At 50.4% G+C, this 25,142-nt stretch carries 22 protein-coding genes; 16 read left to right on the top strand and 6 right to left on the bottom strand.

Features of this window, described 5'->3' with window-relative positions:
* Nucleotides 1-285: 285 nt before the first annotated feature.
* From ACTQZS_RS01890 to ACTQZS_RS01910, 5 genes are read right to left on the bottom strand one after another with little or no spacing between them, the layout of a single operon-like run.
* Nucleotides 286-600, bottom strand: coding sequence for a hypothetical protein (locus ACTQZS_RS01890; RefSeq protein ID WP_441474322.1), 315 nt, complete (start codon nt 598-600; stop codon nt 286-288).
* 57 nt (nt 601-657) lie between these two features.
* Nucleotides 658-936 (bottom strand): hypothetical protein, encoded by a 279-nt coding sequence (locus tag ACTQZS_RS01895; protein ID WP_441474323.1) that lies wholly within the window; start codon nt 934-936, stop codon nt 658-660.
* A gap of 57 nt (nt 937-993) precedes the next feature.
* Nucleotides 994-1,146 carry a hypothetical protein gene (locus tag ACTQZS_RS01900; protein ID WP_441474324.1) on the bottom strand — a complete coding sequence of 51 codons (153 nt, stop codon included), beginning with the start codon at nt 1,144-1,146 and terminating at the stop codon, nt 994-996.
* Nucleotides 1,147-1,203: 57 nt separating this feature from the next.
* A complete protein-coding gene (locus tag ACTQZS_RS01905; RefSeq protein ID WP_441474325.1) occupies nt 1,204-1,446 on the bottom strand; it encodes a hypothetical protein in 243 nt (80 codons plus the stop codon).
* Between the two features lie 57 nt (nt 1,447-1,503).
* Nucleotides 1,504-1,977: a hypothetical protein gene (locus ACTQZS_RS01910; RefSeq protein WP_441474326.1), complete on the bottom strand. Its 474-nt coding sequence runs from the start codon at nt 1,975-1,977 to the stop codon at nt 1,504-1,506.
* Between the two features lie 434 nt (nt 1,978-2,411).
* On the opposite strand from ACTQZS_RS01910, the gene ACTQZS_RS01915 reads away from it, so the two are divergent.
* The 16 genes from ACTQZS_RS01915 to ACTQZS_RS01990 all read left to right on the top strand — a co-directional run bounded on the left by ACTQZS_RS01915 (nt 2,412) and on the right by ACTQZS_RS01990 (nt 22,162).
* On the top strand, nt 2,412-3,611 hold the full coding sequence (locus tag ACTQZS_RS01915; RefSeq protein WP_441474327.1) for a hypothetical protein: 1,200 nt from the start codon (nt 2,412-2,414) through the stop codon (nt 3,609-3,611).
* Nucleotides 3,612-3,636: 25 nt separating this feature from the next.
* Nucleotides 3,637-5,310, top strand: a complete 1,674-nt coding sequence (gene asp1 / locus ACTQZS_RS01920; protein ID WP_441474328.1) for an accessory Sec system protein Asp1 — start codon at nt 3,637-3,639, stop codon at nt 5,308-5,310.
* A complete protein-coding gene (asp2, locus tag ACTQZS_RS01925; protein ID WP_441474329.1) occupies nt 5,300-6,799 on the top strand; it encodes an accessory Sec system protein Asp2 in 1,500 nt (499 codons plus the stop codon). The genes asp1 and asp2 overlap by 11 nt, the downstream gene beginning before the upstream one ends.
* A gap of 69 nt (nt 6,800-6,868) precedes the next feature.
* On the top strand, nt 6,869-7,318 hold the full coding sequence (asp3, locus tag ACTQZS_RS01930) for an accessory Sec system protein Asp3 (protein ID WP_441474330.1): 450 nt from the start codon (nt 6,869-6,871) through the stop codon (nt 7,316-7,318).
* Nucleotides 7,315-9,636 (top strand): preprotein translocase subunit SecA, encoded by a 2,322-nt coding sequence (gene secA, locus ACTQZS_RS01935; protein WP_441474331.1) that lies wholly within the window; start codon nt 7,315-7,317, stop codon nt 9,634-9,636. The genes asp3 and secA overlap by 4 nt, the downstream gene beginning before the upstream one ends.
* 446 nt (nt 9,637-10,082) lie before the next feature.
* Nucleotides 10,083-10,640, top strand: a complete 558-nt coding sequence (locus tag ACTQZS_RS01940) for a cupin domain-containing protein (RefSeq protein ID WP_441474332.1) — start codon at nt 10,083-10,085, stop codon at nt 10,638-10,640.
* A 38-nt stretch (nt 10,641-10,678) separates the two neighbouring features.
* A complete protein-coding gene (gene potA, locus ACTQZS_RS01945) occupies nt 10,679-12,121 on the top strand; it encodes a polyamine ABC transporter ATP-binding protein (RefSeq protein WP_441474333.1) in 1,443 nt (480 codons plus the stop codon).
* A 101-nt stretch (nt 12,122-12,222) separates the two neighbouring features.
* A complete protein-coding gene (locus tag ACTQZS_RS01950; protein WP_441100043.1) occupies nt 12,223-13,008 on the top strand; it encodes an ABC transporter permease in 786 nt (261 codons plus the stop codon).
* 35 nt (nt 13,009-13,043) lie between these two features.
* A complete protein-coding gene (locus ACTQZS_RS01955) occupies nt 13,044-13,805 on the top strand; it encodes an ABC transporter permease (RefSeq protein WP_441474555.1) in 762 nt (253 codons plus the stop codon).
* Nucleotides 13,802-15,406, top strand: a complete 1,605-nt coding sequence (locus tag ACTQZS_RS01960) for an ABC transporter substrate-binding protein (protein ID WP_441474334.1) — start codon at nt 13,802-13,804, stop codon at nt 15,404-15,406. Before ACTQZS_RS01955 ends, ACTQZS_RS01960 begins: the two co-directional genes overlap by 4 nt.
* A 316-nt stretch (nt 15,407-15,722) precedes the next feature.
* Entirely contained in the window at nt 15,723-15,992 is a 270-nt protein-coding gene (locus tag ACTQZS_RS01965) for a kinase to dihydroxyacetone kinase (protein WP_441100046.1), read from the top strand.
* Nucleotides 15,993-16,625: 633 nt separating this feature from the next.
* Nucleotides 16,626-18,059 carry an acyl-CoA carboxylase subunit beta gene (locus ACTQZS_RS01970; RefSeq protein WP_441474335.1) on the top strand — a complete coding sequence of 478 codons (1,434 nt, stop codon included), beginning with the start codon at nt 16,626-16,628 and terminating at the stop codon, nt 18,057-18,059.
* Nucleotides 18,060-18,073: 14 nt separating this feature from the next.
* Nucleotides 18,074-18,895, top strand: a complete 822-nt coding sequence (locus ACTQZS_RS01975) for an OadG family transporter subunit (protein ID WP_441474336.1) — start codon at nt 18,074-18,076, stop codon at nt 18,893-18,895.
* 85 nt (nt 18,896-18,980) lie between these two features.
* Nucleotides 18,981-19,373, top strand: coding sequence for a biotin/lipoyl-containing protein (locus tag ACTQZS_RS01980; protein ID WP_441474337.1), 393 nt, complete (start codon nt 18,981-18,983; stop codon nt 19,371-19,373).
* A gap of 40 nt (nt 19,374-19,413) precedes the next feature.
* Nucleotides 19,414-20,568, top strand: coding sequence for a sodium ion-translocating decarboxylase subunit beta (locus ACTQZS_RS01985; protein WP_441100052.1), 1,155 nt, complete (start codon nt 19,414-19,416; stop codon nt 20,566-20,568).
* Between the two features lie 178 nt (nt 20,569-20,746).
* On the top strand, nt 20,747-22,162 hold the full coding sequence (locus ACTQZS_RS01990) for an oxaloacetate decarboxylase subunit alpha (protein ID WP_441100054.1): 1,416 nt from the start codon (nt 20,747-20,749) through the stop codon (nt 22,160-22,162).
* Between the two features lie 446 nt (nt 22,163-22,608).
* Here the strand turns inward: ACTQZS_RS01990 and ACTQZS_RS01995 are convergent, their stop codons facing one another.
* Nucleotides 22,609-25,092: a cation-translocating P-type ATPase gene (locus ACTQZS_RS01995; RefSeq protein ID WP_441474338.1), complete on the bottom strand. Its 2,484-nt coding sequence runs from the start codon at nt 25,090-25,092 to the stop codon at nt 22,609-22,611.
* Between the last annotated feature and the right edge of the window lie 50 nt (nt 25,093-25,142).

Genomic DNA, 25,142 nt, shown 5'->3' on the forward strand with positions numbered 1-25,142 from the left:
TTCCGATAGTGCAAGTGCTTCGACAAAGGAAAGCACGTCCATATCTCAGTCTGAAAGCATCAGCCGGTCTGCTTCTTTGTCGAACAGTGAGAGTCAGAGAATATCAAACTCACTGAGTATGTCAGACAGTTTGAGCGCTTTGACCAGTGCAAGTACTTCCGATAGTGTAAGTGCTTCCGGTAGTGCAAGTGCTTCCGATAGTGCAAGTGCTTCGACAAAGGAAAGCGCGTCTGTATCTCAATCTGAAAGCATCAGCCGGTCTGCTTCTTTGTCAAATAGTGAGAGTCAGAGAATATCAAACTCGTTGAGTATGTCAGACAGTTTGAGTGCTTCGACCAGTGCAAGTGCTTCCGGTAGTGTCAGTGCTTCCGATAGTGTAAGTGCTTCTGGTAGTGCAAGTGCTTCCGGTAGTATCAGTGCTTCTGGTAGTGCAAGTGCTTCCGGTAGTGCAAGTGCTTCCGGTAGTGTAAGTGCTTCTGGTAGTGCAAGTGCTTCCGATAGTGTAAGTGCTTCCGGTAGTGCAAGTGCTTCCGGTAGTATCAGTGCTTCTGGTAGTGCAAGTGCTTCCGATAGTGCAAGTGCTTCGACAAAGGAAAGCACGTCCGCATCTCAGTCTGAAAGCATCAGCCGGTCTGCTTCTTTGTCGAACAGTGAGAGTCAGAGAATATCAAACTCACTGAGTATGTCAGATAGTTTGAGTGCTTTGACCAGTGCAAGTACTTCCGATAGTGTCAGTGCTTCCGGTAGTGCAAGTGCTTCCGATAGTGTCAGTGCTTCCGGTAGTGCAAGTGCTTCCGGTAGTGTAAGTGCTTCTGGTAGTGCAAGTGCTTCCGATAGTGTCAGTGCTTCCGGTAGTGCAAGTGCTTCCGGTAGTGTAAGTGCTTCTGGTAGTGCAAGTGCTTCCGATAGTGCAAGTGCTTCGACAAAGGAAAGCACGTCCGCATCTCAATCTGAAAGCATCAGCCGGTCTGCTTCTTTGTCGAACAGTGAGAGTCAGAGAACTTCAAACTCGCTGAGTATGTCAGACAGTTTCAGCGCTTCGACCAGTGCAAGTGCTTCCGGTAGTGTAAGTGCTTCCGATAGTGCAAGTGCTTCCGATAGTGTAAGTGCTTCCGGTAGTGTAAGTGCTTCGACAAAGGAAAGCACGTCTGTATCTCAATCTGAAAGCATCAGCCGGTCTGCTTCTTTGTCTAACAGTGAGAGTCAGAGAACTTCAAACTCACTGAGTATGTCAGACAGTTTGAGCGCTTTGACCAGTGCAAGTACCTCCGATAGTGTAAGTGCTTCCGGTAGTGTAAGTGCTTCTGGTAGTGCAAGAATTTCCGATAGTGTAAGTGCTTCTGGTAGTGCAAGTGCTTCTGGTAGTGCAAGTGCTTTCGGTAGTGTAAGTGCTTCTGGTAGTGTAAGTGCTTCCGATAGTGCAAGTGCTTCGACAAAGGAAAGCACGTCCGTATCTCAGTCTGAAAGCATCAGCCGGTCTGCTTCTTTGTCGAACAGTGAGAGTCAGAGAATATCAAACTCGTTGAGTATGTCAGACAGTTTGAGTGCTTCGACCAGTGCAAGTACATCCGAGAGTGATTTCGAATCGGTAAGCACATCGGAGAGTGAGCGCGTATCTGAATCAGAAAGTACTTCTAAGAGTGATAGTGAATCCGAATCAGAAAGTGCATCGGAGAGTGAGAGTACGTCCTGGAGCGCTTCCGCAAGTGAATCGGCAGTCGCAAGCATTAGTGATAGTACTAGTGTACCAGCCAATATATCGATTTCTGAGTCGGCTACGATATCAGCGAGTGCGGCTTTGACAAGTGCAGCAGCGACACCTGCTATAACAGCAGGTACAGCGACGGCGAGTGCCGCAACAGTGAATACGCCGACATCTGAGAGTGTGTCGGTTTCAGGTAATGATGCCGGGTCTGCTTCTGCAGATGGTTCAACGAATGAGTCAAGTTCTGTTTCTTTCAGTGAATCGTCCTCCACCTCAACAGATGAATCAACAAGAGCCAGTCAGCGCGCAAGTTCCAGTGACAGTGCGAGTGCTGCGGCAAGTGAAAGCAAGTCTGCTTCGGCATCGACTGCGGCGTCGGAATCTGAGACGGAGAACAGCAACAGTATCTCAAACAGTTTGAGTGTGTCTCTGGAGGATTCGCTCAGCGCATTATCCAGCAACACACCAGCAGCTGATGCTGCAGCTTCCGGAACCGATATGAGCGCCGCGTCAACTGCAGCACCTGCCGGAGGCAGCGCGCAAAGTGATGCTGCGGCGACATCGGAGATTGAGACGTTAAATGAAGTAATCCCTCTTCAGGTTATCAAACCCTGATGATATGCTATTTGGAGAGGCCGTCAACAATTTGGAAAGCTTACATATCGTTCAGGCTTCCTGATTTACAGACAGAGAGAAATACAACTTTATGGGAACTACAAGAACACATGTGTTGTGTAAAAGAATCCTTTTTTCGGTTCTGATTTTAATCATTTATTTAGCAGGAAGAAGCATCACTCTTTATGGAGTATCGACCAGTTTTATTGATTCTCCCGGAAATGTCCAGTCCATTGTAACAACGATGCTCAGCGGTGATCGATATCAGCGGACGCTTATGTCGCTGGGCATCATGCCCTATATCAACGCTTCTCTGCTGGTACAGATAATTAGTTCATTGAAAAATATAAACAGCCGGACGAAAATTTCCAAGCAGAAGCAGGATCGATGGATGCTGATCACGGCCGTTATCTTCTCGGTTTTTATGTCTGTTATTCAGTCGCTGAATTTGACGTTACGTGAAGACGCTGGTCCGGCATCTGTGGTCCGGCTGCTTGTGATACTGGAAATGATAGCCGGCGCCATGATCACATATTTCTTGTGCAAGACAAATGAGAAGCATGGAATCGGTGCATCTATGCCCATAATTTTATTAAATGTGATCACGTCACTGGCTTCCAATCTGACGATGTATCATTTTTTTCGATACCCTGTACTGATTCTGACGACTGCGGGCATCGTCGTCGTCACCATCTTTATGGAGAATTCTATTATTAAAGTACCGCTTCAGCGCGTATCCATTCACAATATTCACGCCGACCAGAACTATATTGCATACAAGCGCAACCCTGTAGGGATAATGCCCGTGATGTTTGCGTCTTCTTTTCTGGTCATTATTCGGTACGTGATTCTGTTTCTGACCTATGTGATACCGTCTGATCATGCGTTTGCCGGTATATTGCAGAACTTGTTGATGACTGAGCTGCCGGGAACCACGCTGTATTTAATCATAATTTTCTGCCTGTCAGTTGTATTTTCTTTTATCATGCTGAACCCGGCGGAAAGCGCACGTCAGCTTCAGCAAAACGGCGACAGCATCATCGGTGTCTATGCCGGGGAAAAAACGAAACGGTATCTGGTGAAGATTGTCCTGAAATGGAGTATGATCAGCGGATTGCTCCAGGCAGGGTGTATGTCAATCTCTTTGATTTTATCTCTGAATCATGACATTCCTGCATCGCTGGCACTGATTCCATCGTCCGGCATGATCCTGGTAAGTATTATCTGCAGTCTGATTCAGGAAATTCAGACATATTATCGTTATGACGCGTATAGATTTTCATACCTGTAGGCACAGTTTGTGAAAGGAATCGTTTATGCAGTATTTTATTCCTGCCTGGTATCAAAATGGTGACTGGAAGGAGAATGAGCAGGTCTGGTATCGTTCCCGTACCGTGACGGAGTTCGATGACACGGTCAAGCAGATTCAGCTGTTTTTTCGAAAAAAAGCAGCTCCTTTTAAAATTATGCTGCTTGGCTTTTCGCCGAATTTCCGCCATTTTCTCCACCGGCAGGGCGTCTATCATGCTCCTTACTGGTCCTGCTTTGATGCCATGCAGGGCATTGCTTCGGACCGCACCGTTCTTTTCTCTTTCCATGATCTCTCCTGGCCGGATGATGTGGAATTCATTTACTCGCCCTTTGCGGTGATTGTCCGGCGAAACCAGAAGAAATATGCGCAAATTGAATTTGCAGAAGACGGCAACATGTTCCGTGTGGACATGTTCAAAAATGATGAACGCGTCTGCTCCAATTATTATGATGACCGGGGGTTTATGTCCTGTCAGATCGTCTACCGCGACGGGATCGCTTACCGGGAGCAGTATTTTAATGAAGACGGTGTATGGAAGTTCGCCCGTTTTCTGGATGACGGCCATGTTCTGATCAACCCGGACAGCAGCTGGTATTTTGTGAACCTGAATGATCAAAAGCACGAATATCCCCATCATGCGGACGATCAGAAACCGGAATCTTCCAACAATGTAAAGGATAGAAAACCGGAATATCCCAGGAAGGTGAATTATCAGAGACTGGAATACCCCGATATAGACGCGATGATCACGGAGGTTGTGCAGGAGAACCTCAAGACGACATCGGACGCGGATATTTTCGTGATCGCGGTACATCACCTTCACTCGCCTGTTCTGGCGCAGGTCATGAAAAACCGAAAGACCGTTCTTTCCTTTTTTGCGCGCCGACTGGACGAAAACGGCATCGGGGAGATGGACCGGAAGCTGATGCAGGATGCCGATGCAATTGTGGCGGATAAGAATGTGACGGCCCGGAGGATTCAGGAGCAAACAGGGCTTCAGAAACCGGTCCGCGTGATCACACCCTATGATTCGCGTGAGGAATCCGGCAACAGCCTTCATCTGCCCGTGCAGAACATTCTGCTGGCTGTGGATCAGATCAATGATGAAGATTTCAACACACTTGTCGTTCTGCTTGCGAACTACATTCTGACCCGGAATCATCGTGCCCGTGTCTGCATGTTCACACGTTCTTCCGCATACAACAGAAAGAGCCGTCTGATGCATAAAGCACGGAAGGCGCTTCGTGCCGCCCGCATGAATCCGGCACTGGCAAGAGAGGATGATAAGGTCAGTGAGAGCAGGCTTGACTTTCAGGAACAGGCTGCCTGTGTTTTTTCGGTGGCCCAGTGTGTGGATGAGATGACAGTCAGTCAGAAATTGCGGGAACAGCGAATCGTAGTAGATCTGCAGCCGGTTCCAGACCAGTTCCTTCAGATTTCAGCGATGAGCATGGGAATCCCACAGATTGCCGGTCAGGAAACCGATTATTTCGCGGATGGCAAAAACGGAATCCTTGTCCGAAATCTTTCGGATCTGCCGGATGCGCTGGATTATTATCTCGGCAGCATCGCGCATGTCAATCAGGCGCAGATTGCCTCGTACGAGCTGGGCAGCCGTTTTTCGACGGAGCAGCTTGTGCAGTCCTGGAAGGAGATTTTAGAGAACGTTGAACATTAGAGCATTGCAGCTTGGAAGGATTGATTATTCAAACCGTTTTACACTTCCTCCGGATACGGATTGGAATTATGAGCCGGAACTGAAGCTTTCTGACGCGGAATATGATGTTGCGGTCATTGATCGTGTCCTCACGGATCGGGAAGCGGATATTCTGGCCAGGATTGTGCGCGCATACAGTTTATTTGTTCCGGATGATATTCCGATGACTGACCGGATGGAATATCTGATGCGCAGCCGGTGCGGCAGCAGAATCGCACGCGATGAATTGCCGTCGTTTCTGGAAAAACAGCTTCCGAATTATTTCGGCCGTCCCTATGGTGAAAAATATGACCCCCATACGATGGCAATTGCGCCCGGCTTTCAGGGCCAGGTATACTGGAACGGATTCACGGAAACCGTCATGGAGGGCGATTTCGGCGATCATATGAGGCAGGCACTCTACTGGCGGGGCAATATTCCCGTAGACGAAGGGCAGGCTATTGATTTCTGGCTTGAATATCAGACGGAGGGTGATGTCGGGATCGAGCTGCAGATCGTCCAGTTTGCTGCGGGCAGTGTTGCTTCCATTCAGAAAATCTGGAAATTCGATGAGGCGGCACTGCGGCAGCCGGTGACCATTGATAATAAGAAGAAGGACGGTCCTGTGTTCGTATCTCTGAACGCCCGGGGAAAGGGCACGCTTCATGTAAGGGCGCTGCATGACCGTTATTCACGGCGCGGCGCCGGAAGTTTTCTGCCCGGGGGCAGACGGATCGTTACCGGAAACCGGGAGGAAATCTTTGCCTATCTGGATCCTGGCGATTTCAAGCCTCCGCTCTGTGTGTATTTTTCCGGGTATAAAACCATGGAGGGCTTCGAGGGCTATCACATGATGCGGCAGATGGGAACGCCTTTTCTGCTGATTAGTGAAGCCAGGCTCGAAGGCGGAGATTTTTATCTCGGAGATGAGGAGTACGAGACTTGTCTGAAGAAGATCATTGAAAAGGCAATGCATGAACTGGGCTTTTCCCCGGATCAGGTGATCTTCTCCGGGCTCTCGATGGGGACATTCGGGGCCTTGTACTATGGCTCCATGATTCGCCCGGGGTATATCATTGTGGGAAAGCCTCTGGTAAATCTGGGAAGCATGGCGAAGGCCGAACGCATTCAACGGCCGGGCGGCTTCCCGACCTCTCTGGATGTGCTGTGGAAGCAGTATCATCGTCTCGATCAGGAAGCTTCTGATCAGATGAATCAGCACTTCTGGGATACCTTTTGCCGGACCGACTGGACCGGTCGGTCGTTCTATATTGCTTATATGATCGAAGATGACTACGACGCCGCTGCCTATCAGGATCTGCTCTCGCATATGCAGGGCAGAGGAGCGAAAGTGATCGGAAAGGGACTGCACGGGCGTCATAATGATGATACCTCGGGTATTGTCTTCTGGTTTTTAAGGCAGTTCCGAAGAGTTCTACGGGATGCTTTTGGCAGAGAACGGGAGTCCTGAATTATGGAAGATAAGGAAAGTAAGGATAATAAGCCCTGAATTATGGAAGATAAGATCAATAAGGATACTATGAATAATAAAGGAAAAATATGGACCGTGTACTGGAGGGAATATACCAGTGACGCATATCTGTACGGATCGGAAATTGAATTTCTGTCTCTGGATGACGTATTTTTCCGGAACGCGCTGATTCCGCCCGGGACAGCCATCAAGACCTGGTACTCCATGGTAAATTTTCAGGCGGGCAGAATCGAACCGACGCTTCCGATTATCGACGGGGAGGGAAGGTATCACATTTCCGTGGATCTGGATTGTGAGGTTCCCGAAGGCATCTTCCTTCAGCTGGTATTTTTCGGAAAAAACGGAGAAGAAGCAGGAAACCTGATAGTCGATCAGCCGGAGATGAATTTCAGGTGTCCGCTGAAGACGTACAGTTACAAGGCGCAGCTGATCTGCGCAGGCGGACATGCGTTTCATTTTCACTCTTTTACCATTTCAGAAAGAACGGAAGCGCTATGACGAACAGATATTTCATGAACATCGCAGAAAAGGTCAAAAGCTGCGCCCGGAGGATGGCCGGACTGAGTGATAAACAGCTTCAGACGGTGACAAATAATTTAAAATCACAGCTGAAGAGCGGCAGGACTCTGGATCAGATTCTCCCGGAAGCCTATGCGGCGATCTGTGAAGCGGACCGCCGTGTCCTCGGCAAGTATCCGTATGACAATCAGATATACGGCGCTGTTGCGATGCATCACGGCTGCCTCGTGGAGATGAATACCGGAGAGGGAAAGACTCTGACGGCGACCATGCCCCTGTATCTGCATGCCCTGACGGGGAAAAGCACTATTTTGGTAACGGCAAATGAATATCTGGCTTATCGTGATGCGGCCCAGATGCGTCCTGTATTTTCGTTCATGGGTCTGACGGAGCGGGCAGGTGTAACGCGGCATCCCGGACAGACACTGACCAATGACCAGAAACGGAAGAATTACAGTGCGGATATTCTCTATACGACGCATGGAACTCTGGCCTTTGATTATCTTCTGAACAATCTGGTCCGGCGCGCGGAGGATCGTTTTCTGCGCGATTTTTATTTTATCATCATTGATGAGGCGGATTCCGTGCTGCTGGACGGCGCGCAGATGCCGCTGGTGATCTCGGGCTCTCCCCGTGTGCAGTCAAATCTCTATGAGATGACAGATTTTTTTGTATCCACCTTAAAGGAAGACCGCGACTATCTGACCGAGGATAAGGCGGTGTGGCTGACGGATCACGGAGTTGCCTATGCCGAGCGTTTTTTCGGCATCAGCGATTATTATGATCACAGAAACTTCGAGATCAACCGTCATGTCACACTGGCTCTCCGGGCGCATGTGCTGTTGAAACGGCAGGAGGATTATCTGGTTTCCGATCAGGATGAGATTGTCCTTCTGGATAATGACACCGGTCGAAGTCTCCCGGGAATGAAGCTGCGCGGCGGCGAGCACCAGGCTCTGGAGCAGAAGGAGCATGTGCCCCTGACGCAGGAGCAGCGCTCGGTCGCCTCCATCACATATCAGAACCTGTTTCTTATGTTCCCCAAAATGTGCGGAATGAGCGGTACGATTTCAAATGCCCGGCAGGAGCTGCGCTCGGTCTATCACAAGAGGGTTGTTGTCGTTCCGCCGCACAAAAAGCTTCGCCGCGTCGACCGGAAGGACCGTTATTTTGTAACCGCGCAGGAACAGTTCAAGGCAGCCCTTGAGGAGACATTGAAGTGCCACAGGAAGGGACAGCCGGTGCTCATTGTAACCGCCACCATTCAGGACACGCAGATTTTTTCACATATGCTGGTGGAAAGGAGCGTGCCGCACAGCGTCCTGAACGCGGACAATGCCTACTGGGAAGCTGAAATCATCGCGGCTGCAGGCATGCGAAATGCTGTGACCGTGTCTACCGGAATGGCCGGCCGCGGCACAGATATCAAACTGGAGGAAGGAGTGGCCGGGCTCGGCGGGCTGGCTGTCATCGGTATCGGCCGCATGGAAAATCTCCGCCTGGAGCGGCAGGCAAGAGGGCGTTCCGGGCGGCAGGGAGATCCCGGATCCTCGCAGTTTTTTGTTTCTCTGGAGGATGACATTGTCATGACGATGTATTCCGAAAAGGCCGAAGAGTATCTGGATCGCAGCCGTCCGATTTCCCCGTGGAAGCTGAGACATCTGATCAACAGTGCGCAGAAGACGAGGGAGGAGCAGAGCATCTCTACCCGAGAACAGTCAGTTCGCTATGATAAGATTCTGCGCCGCCAGCGCGAAATTCTCTACGGTGCGAGAAACCGGCTGCTTGACCGGGCGCAGATCGACAGAGAGACAATGTGGGGCATCATCAACGATGCGCTGACGTCCTTTGTGAAATCACATCCGGACCTGCAGGAACATGAACTTACCCGGTATGTTCTGGACAATCTTTCCTACGAGATAGACCCGGAGATTCTGACACCTCATAAGGATCCGAACGAGCTTCTCCGGCGAATGCAGCAGTATGCCGCAAAACTCTATGACCGGAAAATCGATATTTTTGATCATCAGGAGCAGGCCCAGGACTACATGCGCCAGTGTATCCTCCGCGCGCTTGACGACGGATGGGTGGAGGAGGTGGACTACCTGCAGCAGCTGCAGTACGCGATTACGACACGCGGCACGGCGCAGAGAAACCCTGTCTTTGAGTACAGCCGGGAAGCCTATCATTCATTTGAGGACATGAAGGAGACCATGAAGAAGAATATCACGAGGAATTTCTTCCTGGGTGATCCGGAAACAGACGCAAACGGGCAGATGAATATTATATTTCCGTAGATTATTGCGGCGGAAAAATAGCGCAATCAGGAGGGGTGTCACAATGGGTATAAGTCCCTGTGTTCTCCCGACGCCTCACAGCTTCCGTGCCGCTAACAGGTATGAGCATTCAAGTGCCGCTAATGCGTCACTGCACTCTCATACCTGTTTTTTTACGCGAACAGTGAGCCGCAGCCGAATGCGAAGTATTCGTGTGCGGCGAGCGTCGCGATAGCGAGATAAAACTCGCGCAGCGTGTTTTATCTCGTTGCAATGTTAACTGTATCATTAATAGTTGACTTTTTGTTTATTGCTAGTATAATCGTCTCTGGATAAATGGTTTAGCGTCAGAACACTTTGTGTTTACTTGCGGAGTATGGCACGATATGAGGCAGCGTATGACATCAACTGCTCACGACCTGAAGACGGTGGGGCTCCGCCTATGACAACCGAAAGGATTAATCTTAATGAATACAGATGAAATTAATGCCAACATCGGCAGACGGATCCGGGATCTGCGAAACCGGAATGATCTGACGCAGCAGGAGCTGGCGGACCGCTCCGAGCTCACCAAGGGCTTTATCTCGCAGCTGGAAAACGGGCAGGTGTCGCCTTCCGTGGAGACGCTGATGAATCTGATTGAAATCCTCGGCACGACGCCGGCGGATTTTTTTAAGGAAGGAGACAAGGAGCAGGTTGTTTTTTCCGCCGGAGATTACTTTATCAAGACGGATGATGCTGGAAACAGCCGGACATGGCTGATCCCGGGTGCCCTGAAGTTTCAGATGGAGCCGCTTCTGGTCGTCATTCAGCCGCATGAAAGCCTGGATGAGGACAAGCCTCATACCGGGGAGGAGTTCGGCTACGTCCTCAGCGGACGGATCAGTCTCTATCTCGGGGACAAGGTCTATCACGTGAAAGCGGGCGAAAGCTTTTACTACAGGACGGAGAAGGATCACCGGATTGCGAATCAATCCGCCAGACCTGCAAAGCTGATCTGGATCAGCACGCCGCCGATGTTCTGAATCAGGTTTTTCTATATCATTTTGAGAGGTTTTGTACGATGGAGAGCACAAATATTATCGAATTAAAACATGTCACCCGCTCCTTCGAGGACGGCTTCAGCGCAGTGACGGATTTTAACCTTGAGGTAAAGCGCGGGGAGTTCGTAACCTTCCTGGGTCCTTCCGGCTGCGGAAAAACCACGACGCTCCGGATGATTGCGGGTTTTGATCTTCCGACTTCCGGTGAGATCCTTTTGAACGGCAGATCCATCACGGATCTTCCGCCGTACCGCCGGCCGATCAACACGGTCTTTCAGCGATACGCGCTTTTTCCGCACATGAACATTCACGACAACATCGCATATGGCCTGAAACAGAAGAAGACTCCGAAGGATCTCATCGAGAAGAAGGTGAAAAAGGTCCTCGCTCTCGTGGACCTGGAGGGCTTTGAGCGCCGGAATGTATCGACACTTTCGGGCGGACAGCAGCAGAGGATTGCCATCGCGCGCGCTCTGGTGAACGAGCCGGAGATTCTGCTTCTGGATGAACCGCTTGGGGCGCTGGATCTGAAGATGAGGCAGGAGATGCAGTACGAGCTGAAAGATATGCATGACAAGCTCGGTATCACCTTCATCTATGTCACCCACGATCAGGAGGAGGCATTGACTATGTCGGACAAGATTGTGGTCATGAATGAGGGGAAGGTTCAGCAGATCGGGACTCCGGAAGATATCTATAACGAGCCGATCAATGCTTTTGTCGCCGACTTCATCGGTGAGTCCAATATCTTCAATGGCATCATGACCGGGAAGCGCAGAGTCCGCTTCGGCGGCGGTGAATTTGACTGTGTCGATGATGTGGCGGAGGGAACGCATATCACGGCAGTCGTGCGCCCGGAGGATATCGAGATCACCGCTCCGGAAAAGGGCATTGTACAGGGAACCGTAACCAATGTCATATTCAAGGGAATTCATTATGAGATCACGGTGACCGCCGGCAAATACGAGTATGAGATCCAGTCTACAAAGAATGCGTCTGTCGGAAGCCGTGTCGGCCTCTTTGTCGAGCCGGACGGAATCCACGTCATGATTGCCGAGGATCATACAAATGTCTTTTACGCGGATATCAACAGAGATTTCCGTCTGGAATACAACGGTCAGAAGATTGAGACCAGCGTCACGAAGATCATAACCGGAAGCCGTCGTCTGGAGGACGGTTCTCTGGTCGACGCGCAGGGGGATGTCATTGATCTGAACCGCACAAGGATCCGGGTGGAGATTCAGCCGGAGGATATCGAAATGACAGACGAACAGGACGCCGGTCTGGTGCAGGGCAATATTTCCAACCTTATCTATCAGGGCGACCACTACAGCTATGTCATCCAGACTGATCTCGAGCAGGATTTTGTCGTGTACGATGAGGATCTCTGGAATATGGGTGACCGGGTCAGCCTGATCATGCCTCTCGACAAGATGAAATTTGTCTATGACCGGAAGAAGTGAAGGATAATGTTCCGGTCCACTTGTGAGCAAGCTCCCCATGGGCCAGAAATATTGCGACCAGACTTATTTATACTTGATTTTTCCTGACAGGAGATTTTATTATGAAGTTTTCCAGAAAAACCCTTGGTATTCCATACTCGGTATTTCTGATCCTGTTTGTTGTGCTGCCTCTTGTCGTGCTGTTTTTCTATGCTTTTACGAACGGGCAGGGGCACTTCACCTTCGCCAATCTGGCGGGCTTTTTTACGGATCCGAATGCCCTGGGAACATTAATATACAGTTTTGCCATAGCGGCGGTGACGACCATCGTCTGCCTGCTTCTGGCTTATCCGACCGCGTACATCCTGGCTATGAGCTCACTGAAATCCAAATCAGTGATCGTCATGATCTTTGTGATGCCGATGTGGATTAATTTTTCCCTGAGGATCACCGCCATGAAGGAAATACTGACATTCCTGGAGGGGAATCTTTCCATGTATCCCTTCCTGAATTCCGTGATCGGTATGACCTACGATTTTCTTCCGTTTATGATCCTGCCGATCTATACGACGATTTCGAGGCTGGACGGCGCGCTTCGGGAGGCTGCCATGGATCTCGGCGCGGATGAGCGCAGCACCTTTCTCTCGGTGACGCTTCCGCTTTCTGTTCCGGGAATCATCAGCGGTGTGTCGATGGTTTTTCTCCCGGCGATGACCAACTATGTCGTACTGGATATGCTGAACAACAGTACTTACATCATGGGCAGTCTGATCGGCAGCTATTTTGCCGCTTACAACTGGCACGCGGGATCAATGATCGCGCTGATTCTGCTCGGTCTGATCTGCCTGTTCACCCTGCTTTCGGGGTCCGGCGAGGAAGATAATCAGAGAGGAGGAGCGTTGCTGTGAAAAAAAAGATCGGAACGTCTGTTTTCCTGTGCATCATGCTTCTGGTTCTGTATCTGCCGATCCTCATTCTCGCGGTGTACAGCTTCACAGATGCCGCAAATATCGGCTCCATCCGTGGTTTCTCCATGCACAACTATGTGACGCTGTTCACAACACCCGAGCTCCTGCAGATGATCGGCGGAACGCTGCTTCTGGCAGTCGGCTCCGCTGTGCTTGCCACTTTTCTCGGGACGATCGGAGCGATCGGATCCTTCTATTCAAAAAGAAAAGTGAATGCCGCGATTTCTACGATCAACCAGATCCCGGTCATCAACGCCGATGTGGTAACGGGTTTCTCCATCTGCATTCTGCTTGTTGTCGTGCTCGGCGTCTCCAAGGACACCTTTGTTCCGCTTGTGATCGGGCATGTCACCCTCTGCGCGCCCTTTGTCTACCTGTCTGTCATGCCGAAGATCCGGCAGATGGACTCCGCGCTGTATGAGGCAGCGCTGGATCTCGGCGCCACTCCGTTCGGCGCCCTGACGCAGGTAGTGATCCCGCAGATCGTTCCGGGCATCATTTCCGGGTTTGGTCTTGCGATCACCCTGTCGCTGGATGATTATTTCATCACGACGTACACCAAGCCGGCTACCTTTAATACGATCAGCACCTATGTTGTCAATGCCACAAAGGGCTCACAGACGACGATCAAGACCGCTCTGTGGGCACTCTCGACGATTATTTTTGCCGTCGTGATTCTCTTCGTGGCCATTGTAAATGTCCGTACCGCGAAAAAAGAGGAGGCGCAAAGAGCATGAAAAAAATAACTGCATTTCTTCTCGCCGGTCTTCTGGCAGGTACGTTATATATGCCGACACCTGTCTACGCGGTTCAGACAGCTGCTTCGAAAGAGAAGACCACTCAGAAAAATACCGTCGCAATAAACGGCCCTTCTTCTGGAACGGATGCAGAAGCCGCAGGCAGCTCCGTCTCCGGAACAGACGCAAAAGATAAGGACGATGTCATTACACTCCGCGTCTGCAACTGGGAAGAATATATTGACACCGGAGACTGGAGTGAGGATGAGACCATCGATCTGGACAGCGGAGATATCTTCGGAAAGAACTCGCTGATCGATGATTTTGAAACTTGGTACTACCAGACCTACGGCAAAAAGGTCCGGGTTGAGTATTCGACCTTCGGCACAAATGAGGATCTGTACAACATGCTTACGCTCGGAGATGTATACGATCTGATCTGTCCCTCTGAATACATGATCATGAAGCTGATGTCGGAGGACCAGCTTGTTCCGCTTTCCGATCACTTTTATGATACCAGTGATACAAATAATTACTATACGCGCGGCGTATCCCCCTATATCAACAATATTTTTCAGTCAAAGGAAATCAACGGAGAGACCTGGGGCAAATATGCGGCAGGATACATGTGGGGCATTACCGGTATTGTCTATAATCCGAAATACATAACCGAGGATGAGGCTTCCACATGGACGCTCTTCGATAATCCGAAGTTCAGACGGAAGCTGACGATCAAGGACAATGTAAGAGACTCTTATTTTATGGCAATCGGTGCCCTGAAATCAAAAAAGCTTACTTCTGCGGCTTTTGTGAATGATCCGGACTATCATCAGAACCTGGAGGATGTCATGAATGACACTTCTCCGGAGATGATCGCCGAAGTTCAGGATTACCTCCAGGATGTGAAGGACAATGTTTACTCCTTTGAGACCGACGCCGGCAAGGCGGATATGATCACCGGAAAGGTGCTTGCGAACTACCAGTGGTCCGGAGATGCGGTCTACACGATGGACCAGGCGGACGAAGACAATTACACCCTCAACTTTGCCGTGCCCAGAGAGGCTACCAACATCTATTTCGACGGGTGGGTAATGCTCAAGAGGGGAATCGGCAAAGATACGCAGAAGCAGCAGGCCGCCGAAGCCTTCATCAATTTCCTCTCCCGGCCGGACAATGTAATCCGGAATATGTATTATATCGGATACACTTCGGTCATCTCCGGAGGTACGGATCCGAGGATCTTTGAGTATCTGAAATGGAATTACGGGGCGGAACCGGATGAAAAGGACACTGTGGATTATGATGTCAATTATTTCTTCTCTCCGGACGGAACGGGAGATTATGTCCTGAAGGTTCCGGAAGAGCAGACGAAAAGGCAGCTCTCCGCGCAATACCCGAGCAGCGATGCCATCAGCCGATCCTCAATCATGATCTACTTTAACCCTCAGAAAAACAGCGTAATCAACCAGATGTGGGTCAATGTCCGGTGCTTCAATATCCGCAAGATGCCGATATGGGGATGGATACTTACCATCGCCGCAGTAGCGGGAATCGCCTGGCTCAGCGCCCTCCGGATCCGGAAAAGAAGAATGGACAAATAATACCGTTCTCCTTTTTCAGTCCTACACCCTCACAAAGAAGTATGATATAATACTGTATAAGCTCTTCGAAAACGCAGACAGGATCGTCACACGCGAAGCGTGTGTAAGAGACTGTATGCGATTTCGAAGGCAACAGGTATGAGCGTGAAGCCGTGTGAAACACGGCGAAAACGCTCATACCTGTAGGATTGCGGGAGTGCGAAGCACGGAGCAATCCGTAGCTTATACAGTTCGTAATACAAAAAGCTCTTCAAAACCGCAGACAGGCCGCCTGTCGCAAAGCGTAAGGGACAATAAATATGTAAGGAGAAAGAACATGAAACTTCCAAAACAGACACTTGAATTCCGCTATGACACCCAGCTCCTGATTGAGGGCGAGGATCTGGATGAGGATGAGATCTCTGAGTATATCACTGAGCATTTCAAAGGCGACAGTCTGATTGCCGCGGGCGATGAGGATCTTATCAAGATCCATTTCCACACAAATGAGCCCTGGGATATTCTGAAATACGGAAGATCTCTCGGTGAGATTTTTGATATTGTGGTGGAGGATATGGACCGTCAGACACGAGGACTGAAGGGCTGAACGATTTTAGAAGTATTTTCCGTCACAAAAAGAAGAATACTAATCTGATGAGAGCAGAAGATCAGTTATCCGAATGGAGCGGTTTTCTGCTCTCATTTTATTTACGCGAACAGTGAGCCGCAGCCGAATGCGAAGTATTCGTGTGCGGCGAGCGTCGCGATAGCGAGATAAAACACGCTGCGCGAGTTTTATCTCGTTTTATATTTTATGCTGATTAACATCTACTAGTTTTCAGCTTCTGACCCATTTACATATGTATCCATTAATGCGTACATATTTTTGAACATTTCTGATATATGAGGCCCGTTGTGTCCAAATATGTTCCTATGAATATGGACGTTCATAATTTCTCTCTGTTCTTCTGTGCATCATATGCAGCAGCCCCGTATATTCGTTCGATTATTCTCGTGATATTTATGAACGTTCTTGCGCCACTTCATGTATAATATTTTTATGAAAAGTCAACGTTTTTTTTTGTGAAAAAGCTAACAAAAAGTGAAACGATTTCAGGATCTTTTTCTATGTCGTGAACAGAACATATCCCGCCATTTGTGTTGAAATAACAATAAAAACAAGTTATAGTAGTATTTGTGAAAAAATTTGGTTTTTTTAATCATTTATGGAGGTAAAGATATGAGCAACAGTACGCAAAGCGCGGCAAGAACGAGAATTAATTCCCTCCTTGATCCGAGCAGCTTTGTTGAAATCGGAGCCGGCGTCACCGCCAGAAGTACCGATTTCAGCATGTCTGAGAAGAAAGCTCCTTCAGACGGCGTAATCACGGGCTACGGTCTGATCGACAACAACCCTGTATACGTCTACAGTCAGGACGCTTCCGTATTGAAGGGAACTGTCGGTGAGATGCATGCAAAGAAAATCGTAAGGATATATGAGCTTGCCATCAAGACAGGCGCTCCGGTAATCGGACTGATCGACTGCGCAGGTCTTCGGCTGGAAGAGGCAACCGATGGTCTGAACGCTTTCGGTCAGATTTACATGGCACAGGCGGACGCGTCCGGCGTGGTTCCGCAGATCACCGGTATCTTCGGTACCTGCGGCGGCGGTATGGCGATTGTTCCGTCAATGGGTGACTTCACATTCATGGAGTCCGGAAAAGCAAAGCTGTTTGTGAATTCTCCGAACGCTCTTGCCGGCAACAACGAATCTTCCTGTGATACCTCCGCAGCAGACTATCAGGCTTCCGAGACCGGAAATGTTGACGGAACCGGCACAGAGGCGGAGATCATCGCACAGATGCGCGCTCTGGTGAATATGCTTCCTTCTAATAATGAAGATGATATGTCCTACGCAGAGACGACGGATGATCTGAACCGTGTGAGCGCGGATCTCGCAAACTGCATCGAGGATCCTGCACTTATGCTTCCTCGCATCAGTGACGATGGTGTATTTTTTGAATCCAAACCTGCCTTTGGCCCGGATATGACAACGGCATTCATCAAGCTGAACGGCTATACCGTCGGCGTTGTCGCGAACCGGTCCGCAAAATACGCGGAAGACGGAAGCAAAGAAGAATACGGAAAGGTGATCAGCGCCCGCGGCGCGAAGAAAGCGGCGGAGTTCGTGAATTTCTGCGATGCCTTCTCCATTCCTCTTGTTACCTTCACAAATGTTACCGGCTTCAAGGCGGTGAAGTGTTCCGAGAACAACATGGCTGACGCGGTAGCAAAGCTTACCTTCGCATTTGCGAACGCAACGACCCCGAAGATCAATGTCATCACCGGCGAGGCTTTCGGCAGCGCATATCTGACCATGAACAGCAAGTCCATCGGCGCAGATCTCGTATATGCCTGGAAGGACGCGAAAATCGGCATGATGGATTCTCTCGCAGCTGCAAAGATCATGTATGACGGCAAGGATGGCGAGACCATCAAGACAGAGGCAGCGAAGTACGATGAGCTTCAGAACAGCGTAAAATCCGCCGCGGCTCGGGGATATGTGGACACTGTGATTGATCCTTCCGAGACGAGAAAGTATCTGATCGGAGCGTTCGATATGCTCTTCACGAAGAGAGAGTTCCGCCCGGACAAGAAACACGGCACTGTATAAGAGAGGTTGAAGATATGAAAACAATGAAGAAAAAAATATCTGTGCTCCTTCTCCTGACATTATGCATGACCTTCCTGTTCAGCGCGATGCCTGTATTTGCGAGCGTGGATGAGGACACCGCCTCCCAGTATGTGGATTCGGTTACCTCCTTCCTGAATCAGGTATACACACTGAGCGACGATGATCTGAAGAGCCTTGACCAGAACGGTCAGGGATACTCCGTTCTGTATGATGCCTGGATGGAAGACAGAGACGAGCTTGGAGCATTCAAGAGCGTTGACTCCGTCAGCGTAAATCAGAACGACTCCAGTGACAAGACAATTGTCGTAAACGCGGTTGTTTCCTTTGAACACTACAAATCAGATGTCACGATGTATTTCAACACCGCTGAAACTGTTGTAAATGGAAACATCGTTCCTTCAGGGCTTGTCAATTATGAAATGACGACGCAGTACTCGCTCGGAGAGAAAATGGCTTCTGCAGCTGAGAACATGGCCGTCGGTCTGATCACCGTATTTGCGATTCTGATCATCCTGATTGTTGTGATCAGCCTGTTCCGTTTTATCCCGGATTCAAACGCCAAGAAAGCGAAACAGAGCGCAGGGGCAGCAACCCCAAAAAAAGCTGAACAGCCGGCGGCAACCAGATCTGCGGCCGTTCCGGCTGGCAAAAAAAGCACAGCAGATTCTGCAGCCAGGCTTGACGCAAATGATCCCGAGATCGCCGCAGTAATTGCTGCAGCAATTGCAGCTGCCATGGAGGACAATCCTTCCGGAAGCGGATATGTAGTTCGATCGGTACGCAAGGTCGGTACCAGAAGATGGAAGCGTGTATAAAAGATTTCGTTCTCGAAGAGGAACGCTTGACTGACGTTTAATTACTGACGTTTCATTGACGTTAATTAAGGAGGAAATTCCAATTATGAAGAATTACACAATTACAGTGAATGGTACCGTTTATCAGGTTACCGTTGAGGAAGGCATTACAAATGGTGCGGTTCAGCAGGCAGCACCGGCTCCCGCAGCAGCACCGGCAGCAGCTGCAGCACCGGCTCCCGCACCGGCACCGGCAGCAGCTCCCGCTTCTTCCGGCTCACAGGGATCTACACCGGTTACCGCTTCTGTTCCCGGAAAAATCGTCAGAGTGGATTCTGCTGTAGGTTCATCTGTATCCGCCGGCGATGCGATTGTAACACTGGAAGCAATGAAGATGGAGATCCCGGTCGTTGCTCCGAAGGACGGCACCGTTGCGTCCATTAACGTTGCCGTTGGTGATGCGGTAGAATCCGGTGACGTTCTCGCTACAATGAACTGATTCCCGCAAGATTCTGCACATATCACCCGGAGGTAATAAAATGATAGCAACAACCCTGAACAATCTGATTCATCAGACTGCATTTTTTAATATTTCCTGGGGCAATGTCATCATGATCGTTGTTGCGTTTGTATTTCTGTACCTTGCAATCGCTCATGATTTTGAACCGCTTCTGCTGGTTCCCATTGCATTCGGAATGCTCCTTGTAAACATCTATCCCGACATCATGGCGGCGCCGACGGTAACAGCTTCCGGCTCCAGCCAGGCCGGCGGTCTGCTCTGGTACTTCTTCCAGCTCGACGGATGGTCAATTCTGCCGTCCCTGATCTTCATGGGTGTCGGCGCAATGACAGACTTCGGTCCGCTGATCGCAAACCCGATTTCTTTCCTGATGGGCGCTGCGGCACAGCTTGGTATCTATGTCGCATATTTCCTGGCCATCTTCATGGGCTTTAACGGAAAAGCTGCGGCAGCCATCTCCATCATCGGCGGTGCGGATGGTCCTACATCCATCTTCCTGTGCGGAAAGCTCGGACAGACCGCGCTGATGGGACCGATCGCCGTGGCAGCATATTCCTATATGTCACTGGTTCCGATCATCCAGCCGCCAGTCATGAAGCTTCTGACCACAGAGAAGGAGCGCAAGATCAAGATGGCACAGCTTCGCCCGGTTTCCAAACTGGAGAAGATCCTGTTCCCGATCGTTATCACCGTAGTCGTATGTCTGATTCTTCCGACGACCGCTCCGCTTGTCGGTATGCTGATGCTTGGAAACCTCTTCCGTGAGAGCGGAGTGGTTAAGCAGCTGACAGAGACCGCTTCCAACGCACTGATGTATATCGTCGTTATCCTTCTGGGTACTTCAGTCGGCGCGACAACAAGTGCCGAAGCATTCCTGAACGCGGATACGCTGAAGATCGTCGTTCTCGGACTCGTGGCATTTATCTTCGGTACAGCCGGAGGTGTTCTTCTCGGTAAACTTCTGTGCTTCCTGACCCACGGCAGGATCAACCCGCTGATCGGATCCGCCGGTGTATCCGCCGTTCCGATGGCAGCCCGTGTATCTCAGAAGGTCGGCGCGGAGGCAGATCCGACCAACTTCCTGCTGATGCATGCGATGGGACCAAACGTGGCAGGTGTTATCGGTACCGCGGTAGCAGCCGGTACCTTCATGGCTGTATACGGTGTCAAGTAATACCGGATCCTGAAGACAGAAGACGGCCATGCCCCGATGGCGGGGCACTGTGATATGTACATGGCCGCCGTACGATACATTGTATACATCAATACTATAAACTGTATAAGTTTACTCGCAGAACATGACCGGATACATGTCATGGTCTGCGGGGTCATAACAAATAGGAGAGCTTAGAATGGCTGAAATTGAGAAAAAACCGGTTAAAATCATGGAGACAATTCTTCGTGATGCGCATCAGTCACTGATTGCGACTCGTATGCCCACGTCTGAGATGCTTCCAATCGTAGATAAAATGGATCAGGTCGGCTATCACGCAGTAGAGTGCTGGGGCGGCGCGACATTTGATTCCTGTCTGCGTTTCCTTCACGAGGATCCGTGGGACAGACTCCGCAAGCTGCGTGACGGCTTCAAGCACACCAAGCTGCAGATGCTGTTCCGTGGTCAGAATATCCTCGGATACAAGCCCTATGCAGATGATGTGGTCGAGTATTTTGTACAGAAATCTGTTGCAAACGGCATCGATATCATCCGTATCTTTGACTGCATGAACGATCTCCGCAACCTGGAAACCTGTGTAAAGGCAGCGAAGAAGGAGAAAGGCGCGGAGGCACAGATCGCCCTGTCCTATACTCTCGGAGATTCCTACACACTGGATTACTGGACTTCCAAGGCAAAGGCAATCGAGGAGATGGGAGCAGATTCCATCTGTATCAAGGATATGGCAGGTCTGCTTCTGCCTTATGAGGCAACAGAACTTGTAACCGCTCTGAAGGAGGCAACGAGCCTTCCGATCGAGCTTCACACCCATTACACCTCAGGTGTGGCTTCCATGACCTATCTGAAGGCAGTCGAGGCAGGCGTTGACATCATTGATACTGCAATGTCACCGTTTGCGATGGGAACCTCCCAGCCGGCTACAGAGGTTATGGTCAAGACCTTCCAGGGCACGCCCTATGATACCGGCCTTGACATGAAGCTTCTGGAGGAGATCGCCGATTACTTCCGTCCGTACAGAGACGAGTGCCTGGACAACGGACTGCTGAACCCGAAGAATATGGGCGTTAATATCAAGACTCTCGTATATCAGGTACCGGGCGGCATGCTTTCGAACCTGACCAGTCAGCTGAAACAGCAGCACGCAGAAGACAAATATTACGATGTTCTGGAAGAGGTTCCGAAGGTTCGTAAGGATCTCGGAAATCCGCCGCTGGTTACTCCTTCTTCTCAGATTGTCGGAACACAGGCAGTATTCAACGTGATCATGGGAGAGCGCTACAAGATGATCACACAGGAGACGAAGGATATCCTTGCCGGCAAATACGGCAAGACCACGGATCCGGTAAATCCGGAACTGCAGAAGAAAGCACTCGGCGATACGAAGCCAATCACGCATCGTCCTGCAGATGACATTGCTCCTGAGATGGACAAGCTCGAAAAAGAGGTTGCCGCATACAAGGAGCAGCCTGAGGACACCCTCAGCTACGCGCTGTTCCCGCAGGTTGCCATGGACTTCTTCAAGTACAGAGATGCGCAGAAGACCGGCGTGGACGCTTCCAAGGGCGACAAGGAAGACAAGGCTTACCCTGTCTGATAGGACAAGATTGATACCTGGCTGCCCTGTGCATACCTGGATGCTCTGTGCAGGGCAATCCCGGCAGAACCTGTAAACGAGATAAAACACGCTGCGCGAGTTTTATCTCGCTATCGCGACGCTCGCCGCACACGAATACTTTGCATTCGGCTGCGCCTCACTGTTCGCGTAAATTGATGAGACGAGGACTGCTTCCCGCATTGCAGGGCAGCAGTCCTCGTTTCCGTATAAGGATAAAGAGACCGCAGATGAACCGCCATGAATGATCATGGACTGTTTATCTGCGGTCTCTTCATTTATGTGAATTGTAATAAGGATCCGCCGTGAGAAGCATTCGTCCTGAGAGGCAACCGCCCTGAGAGGCAATCGTCCTGAGAAGCATTCATCCTGAGGAGCATTCGTCCTGAGAAGCATTCATCCTGAAAATGTATGCTCCTTATTTCCAATCAGGAAAATCTCTCCGAGAGGCGGTCCCGCAGCCGGTTGTATCCGATGTTCACGAGTCTTATGAGTCGGATCAGATATCGGAGAATCGGTTCTGTCGTGATCGAGAAGACCACAAACAGCATGATGCAGCGCATTGACATTCCCGTAATGCCAAAGAAGGAATGGAAGAGAAGGAGGAACAGGGTCATACCCGCCACACACACCAGCCAGATCGCGGTTTTGTACCGGTCCATCGGCTTGATGATATGGAACAGAATCATGAATCCGACAATTGCCATCAGAATCGCGCAGGCTGTCGAAATATCCACCGAGCTTACATCGAAGACCTCTCCAAATACAACCAGGCTCGCGACGACAATAAAATCAGTAAGCGCAGCCGGCATTGCCTTCAGCAGGACATTGCTCATGTATCTTCCGTGGATCAGGGTGTGATCCGGAATCTGTGACATCAGAAATCCGGGAAGGCCTATGGTGAACATACTGATCAGGGAGATCTGTGACGGCCTCAGAGGATAGGTGAATCCGGCGATGATCGAGAAGACCGCGAGCAGCAGGGAAAAGATATTTTTTACAAGGAAGAGACTTCCGGATCTCTCCATGTTGTTGACAACCTGCCGTCCTTCCATAACGATTTCCGGCATATGCGCGAAATCATTGTCGAGAAGAACAAGCTGGGAGGCCTGAGCCGCCGCGTCAGAGCCCGCAGCCATGGCAACGGAGCAGTCCGCGTCCTTCAGAGCGAGAACATCATTGACACCATCACCGGTCATCGCAACGGTGCGTCCGTGCGCCTTCAGCGCGTGGACAAATTCACGCTTCTGGTTTGGCGTCACGCGGCCGAAGACTGTGTAACGGGTCACCGCGTCATAAATATCTTCTTTCGTTTTCAGCGTCGTCGCGTCGATGTACAGGTCGGAATTCGCGATTCCCGCCTGCTTCGCAACCTCGGACACCGTTACCGGATTATCTCCGGAGATGACCTTGACCTCAACATTCTGGCGGTGGAAGAACTGGAAGGTCTTGTCCGCATCCTTGCGGATCTTGTTCTTCACGACGACCAGACAGAGCGCGGTAACCTTCCCGGTCAGCTCATTTCCGTCCGGCGTGCCCTGATATTTCCCGAACACAAGTACGCGATAGCCCTTCCGGCTCTGCTCCTCAATGGTGTCCTGATACAGGTGGTAGTCCTCCTTCAGAACAAATTCCGGTGCGCCGAGCACGTACGCGCCGCTCTGGAAGGTAACGCTGGAATACTTCCAGGCGGAAGAGAATCCGGTCACAGCGAGCGGACGTGCGCCCGAGGTGCTGGTGAAATGATCCTTCATCGCATGCATCGTGATGTTGTCCGCTTTCTGTGCCGCCGAAAAGTCGCTCAGCAGTTCCTCGATTGCCGGTATCGTCGCGTCCTCCTCATACGGCGGGAGTGTGATCACGTCGTTAATCAGCATCTTGTTCTCGGTGATTGTTCCGGTCTTATCGACACAGAGAACATCAACTCTTGCCAGTGTCTCGATACACTTCATATCGTGCACCAGGACCTTTTTCAGCGCGAGTCTTCCGGTACTGACCGCAAGGGTGACGCTGGAGAGCAGATAGAGGCCTTCCGGGATCATTCCGATCACGGCGGCTACCATGGAAGTTATGCTTTCCTGAAGCTCAAGACCCTGCTGCCAGTAGGACTGATAGAACAGGAGAATCCCGATCGGGACGATGCTGATGCCGGCAATCATAACGATCCGGTTCAGTGAACGGATCATTTCCGACTGTTCTCCCTCCCGGGCTGTCTTTGCCTGGGTCGTCAGCTTGTTGATGTACGAGTCCTCACCGATTTTTTCCAGTCGGGCATAGCAGCTTCCGGATACGATGAAGGATCCGGACATCAGCTTGTCCCCCGGTTTCTTGGAGATCTCGTCTGATTCACCGGTCAGCAGCGATTCATTGACCTTCACCTGCCCGTCGACAACTACAGCGTCTGCGGGAATCTGATTTCCCGCGGAAAAAATAACGATGTCATCAAGAACCAGCTTTTCCGCCGGTATTGTTCTGATCTTGCCGGAACGAACGACTTTTGCCTTCGGAGCGTTCAGGACGTTCAGTTTATCCAGTGTATTTTTGGCTGCAATCTCCTGAACGATACCGATCATCGCATTCGCGATAATGATCGGCAGAAAGGACAGGTCACGATACGAGCCGGCGATAATCAGGAGTACGGAGAGCAGCAGAAATATTCCGTTAAAATAAGTCAGCGTATTCCCCTTGATGATCTGTCCTACCGTCTTCGAAGGCGGTGCGACCGACCGGTTGTCCCAGCCGTGTCTGGTATATTCCTCAACCTGTTCCTTCGTCAGTCCGGTCTGGACATCCGCCATATATCGATGCTTCAATTTTGTACGGACCGGCTGATCAAAGCCGATATTTGCCGTCGATCTGACCTTCTTCCGACCCCTTTGCAAGGAAGAGGGCAATTTCTTTGTGTCTGTCATGATATCCCCTTATTCAAATGATTCAAAAATCCAAATATATCATTATACTT

Origin of the sequence: Bilifractor sp. LCP19S3_H10 (assembly GCF_052119185.1) — a bacterium.
GTDB lineage: Bacteria > Bacillota > Clostridia > Lachnospirales > Lachnospiraceae > Bilifractor.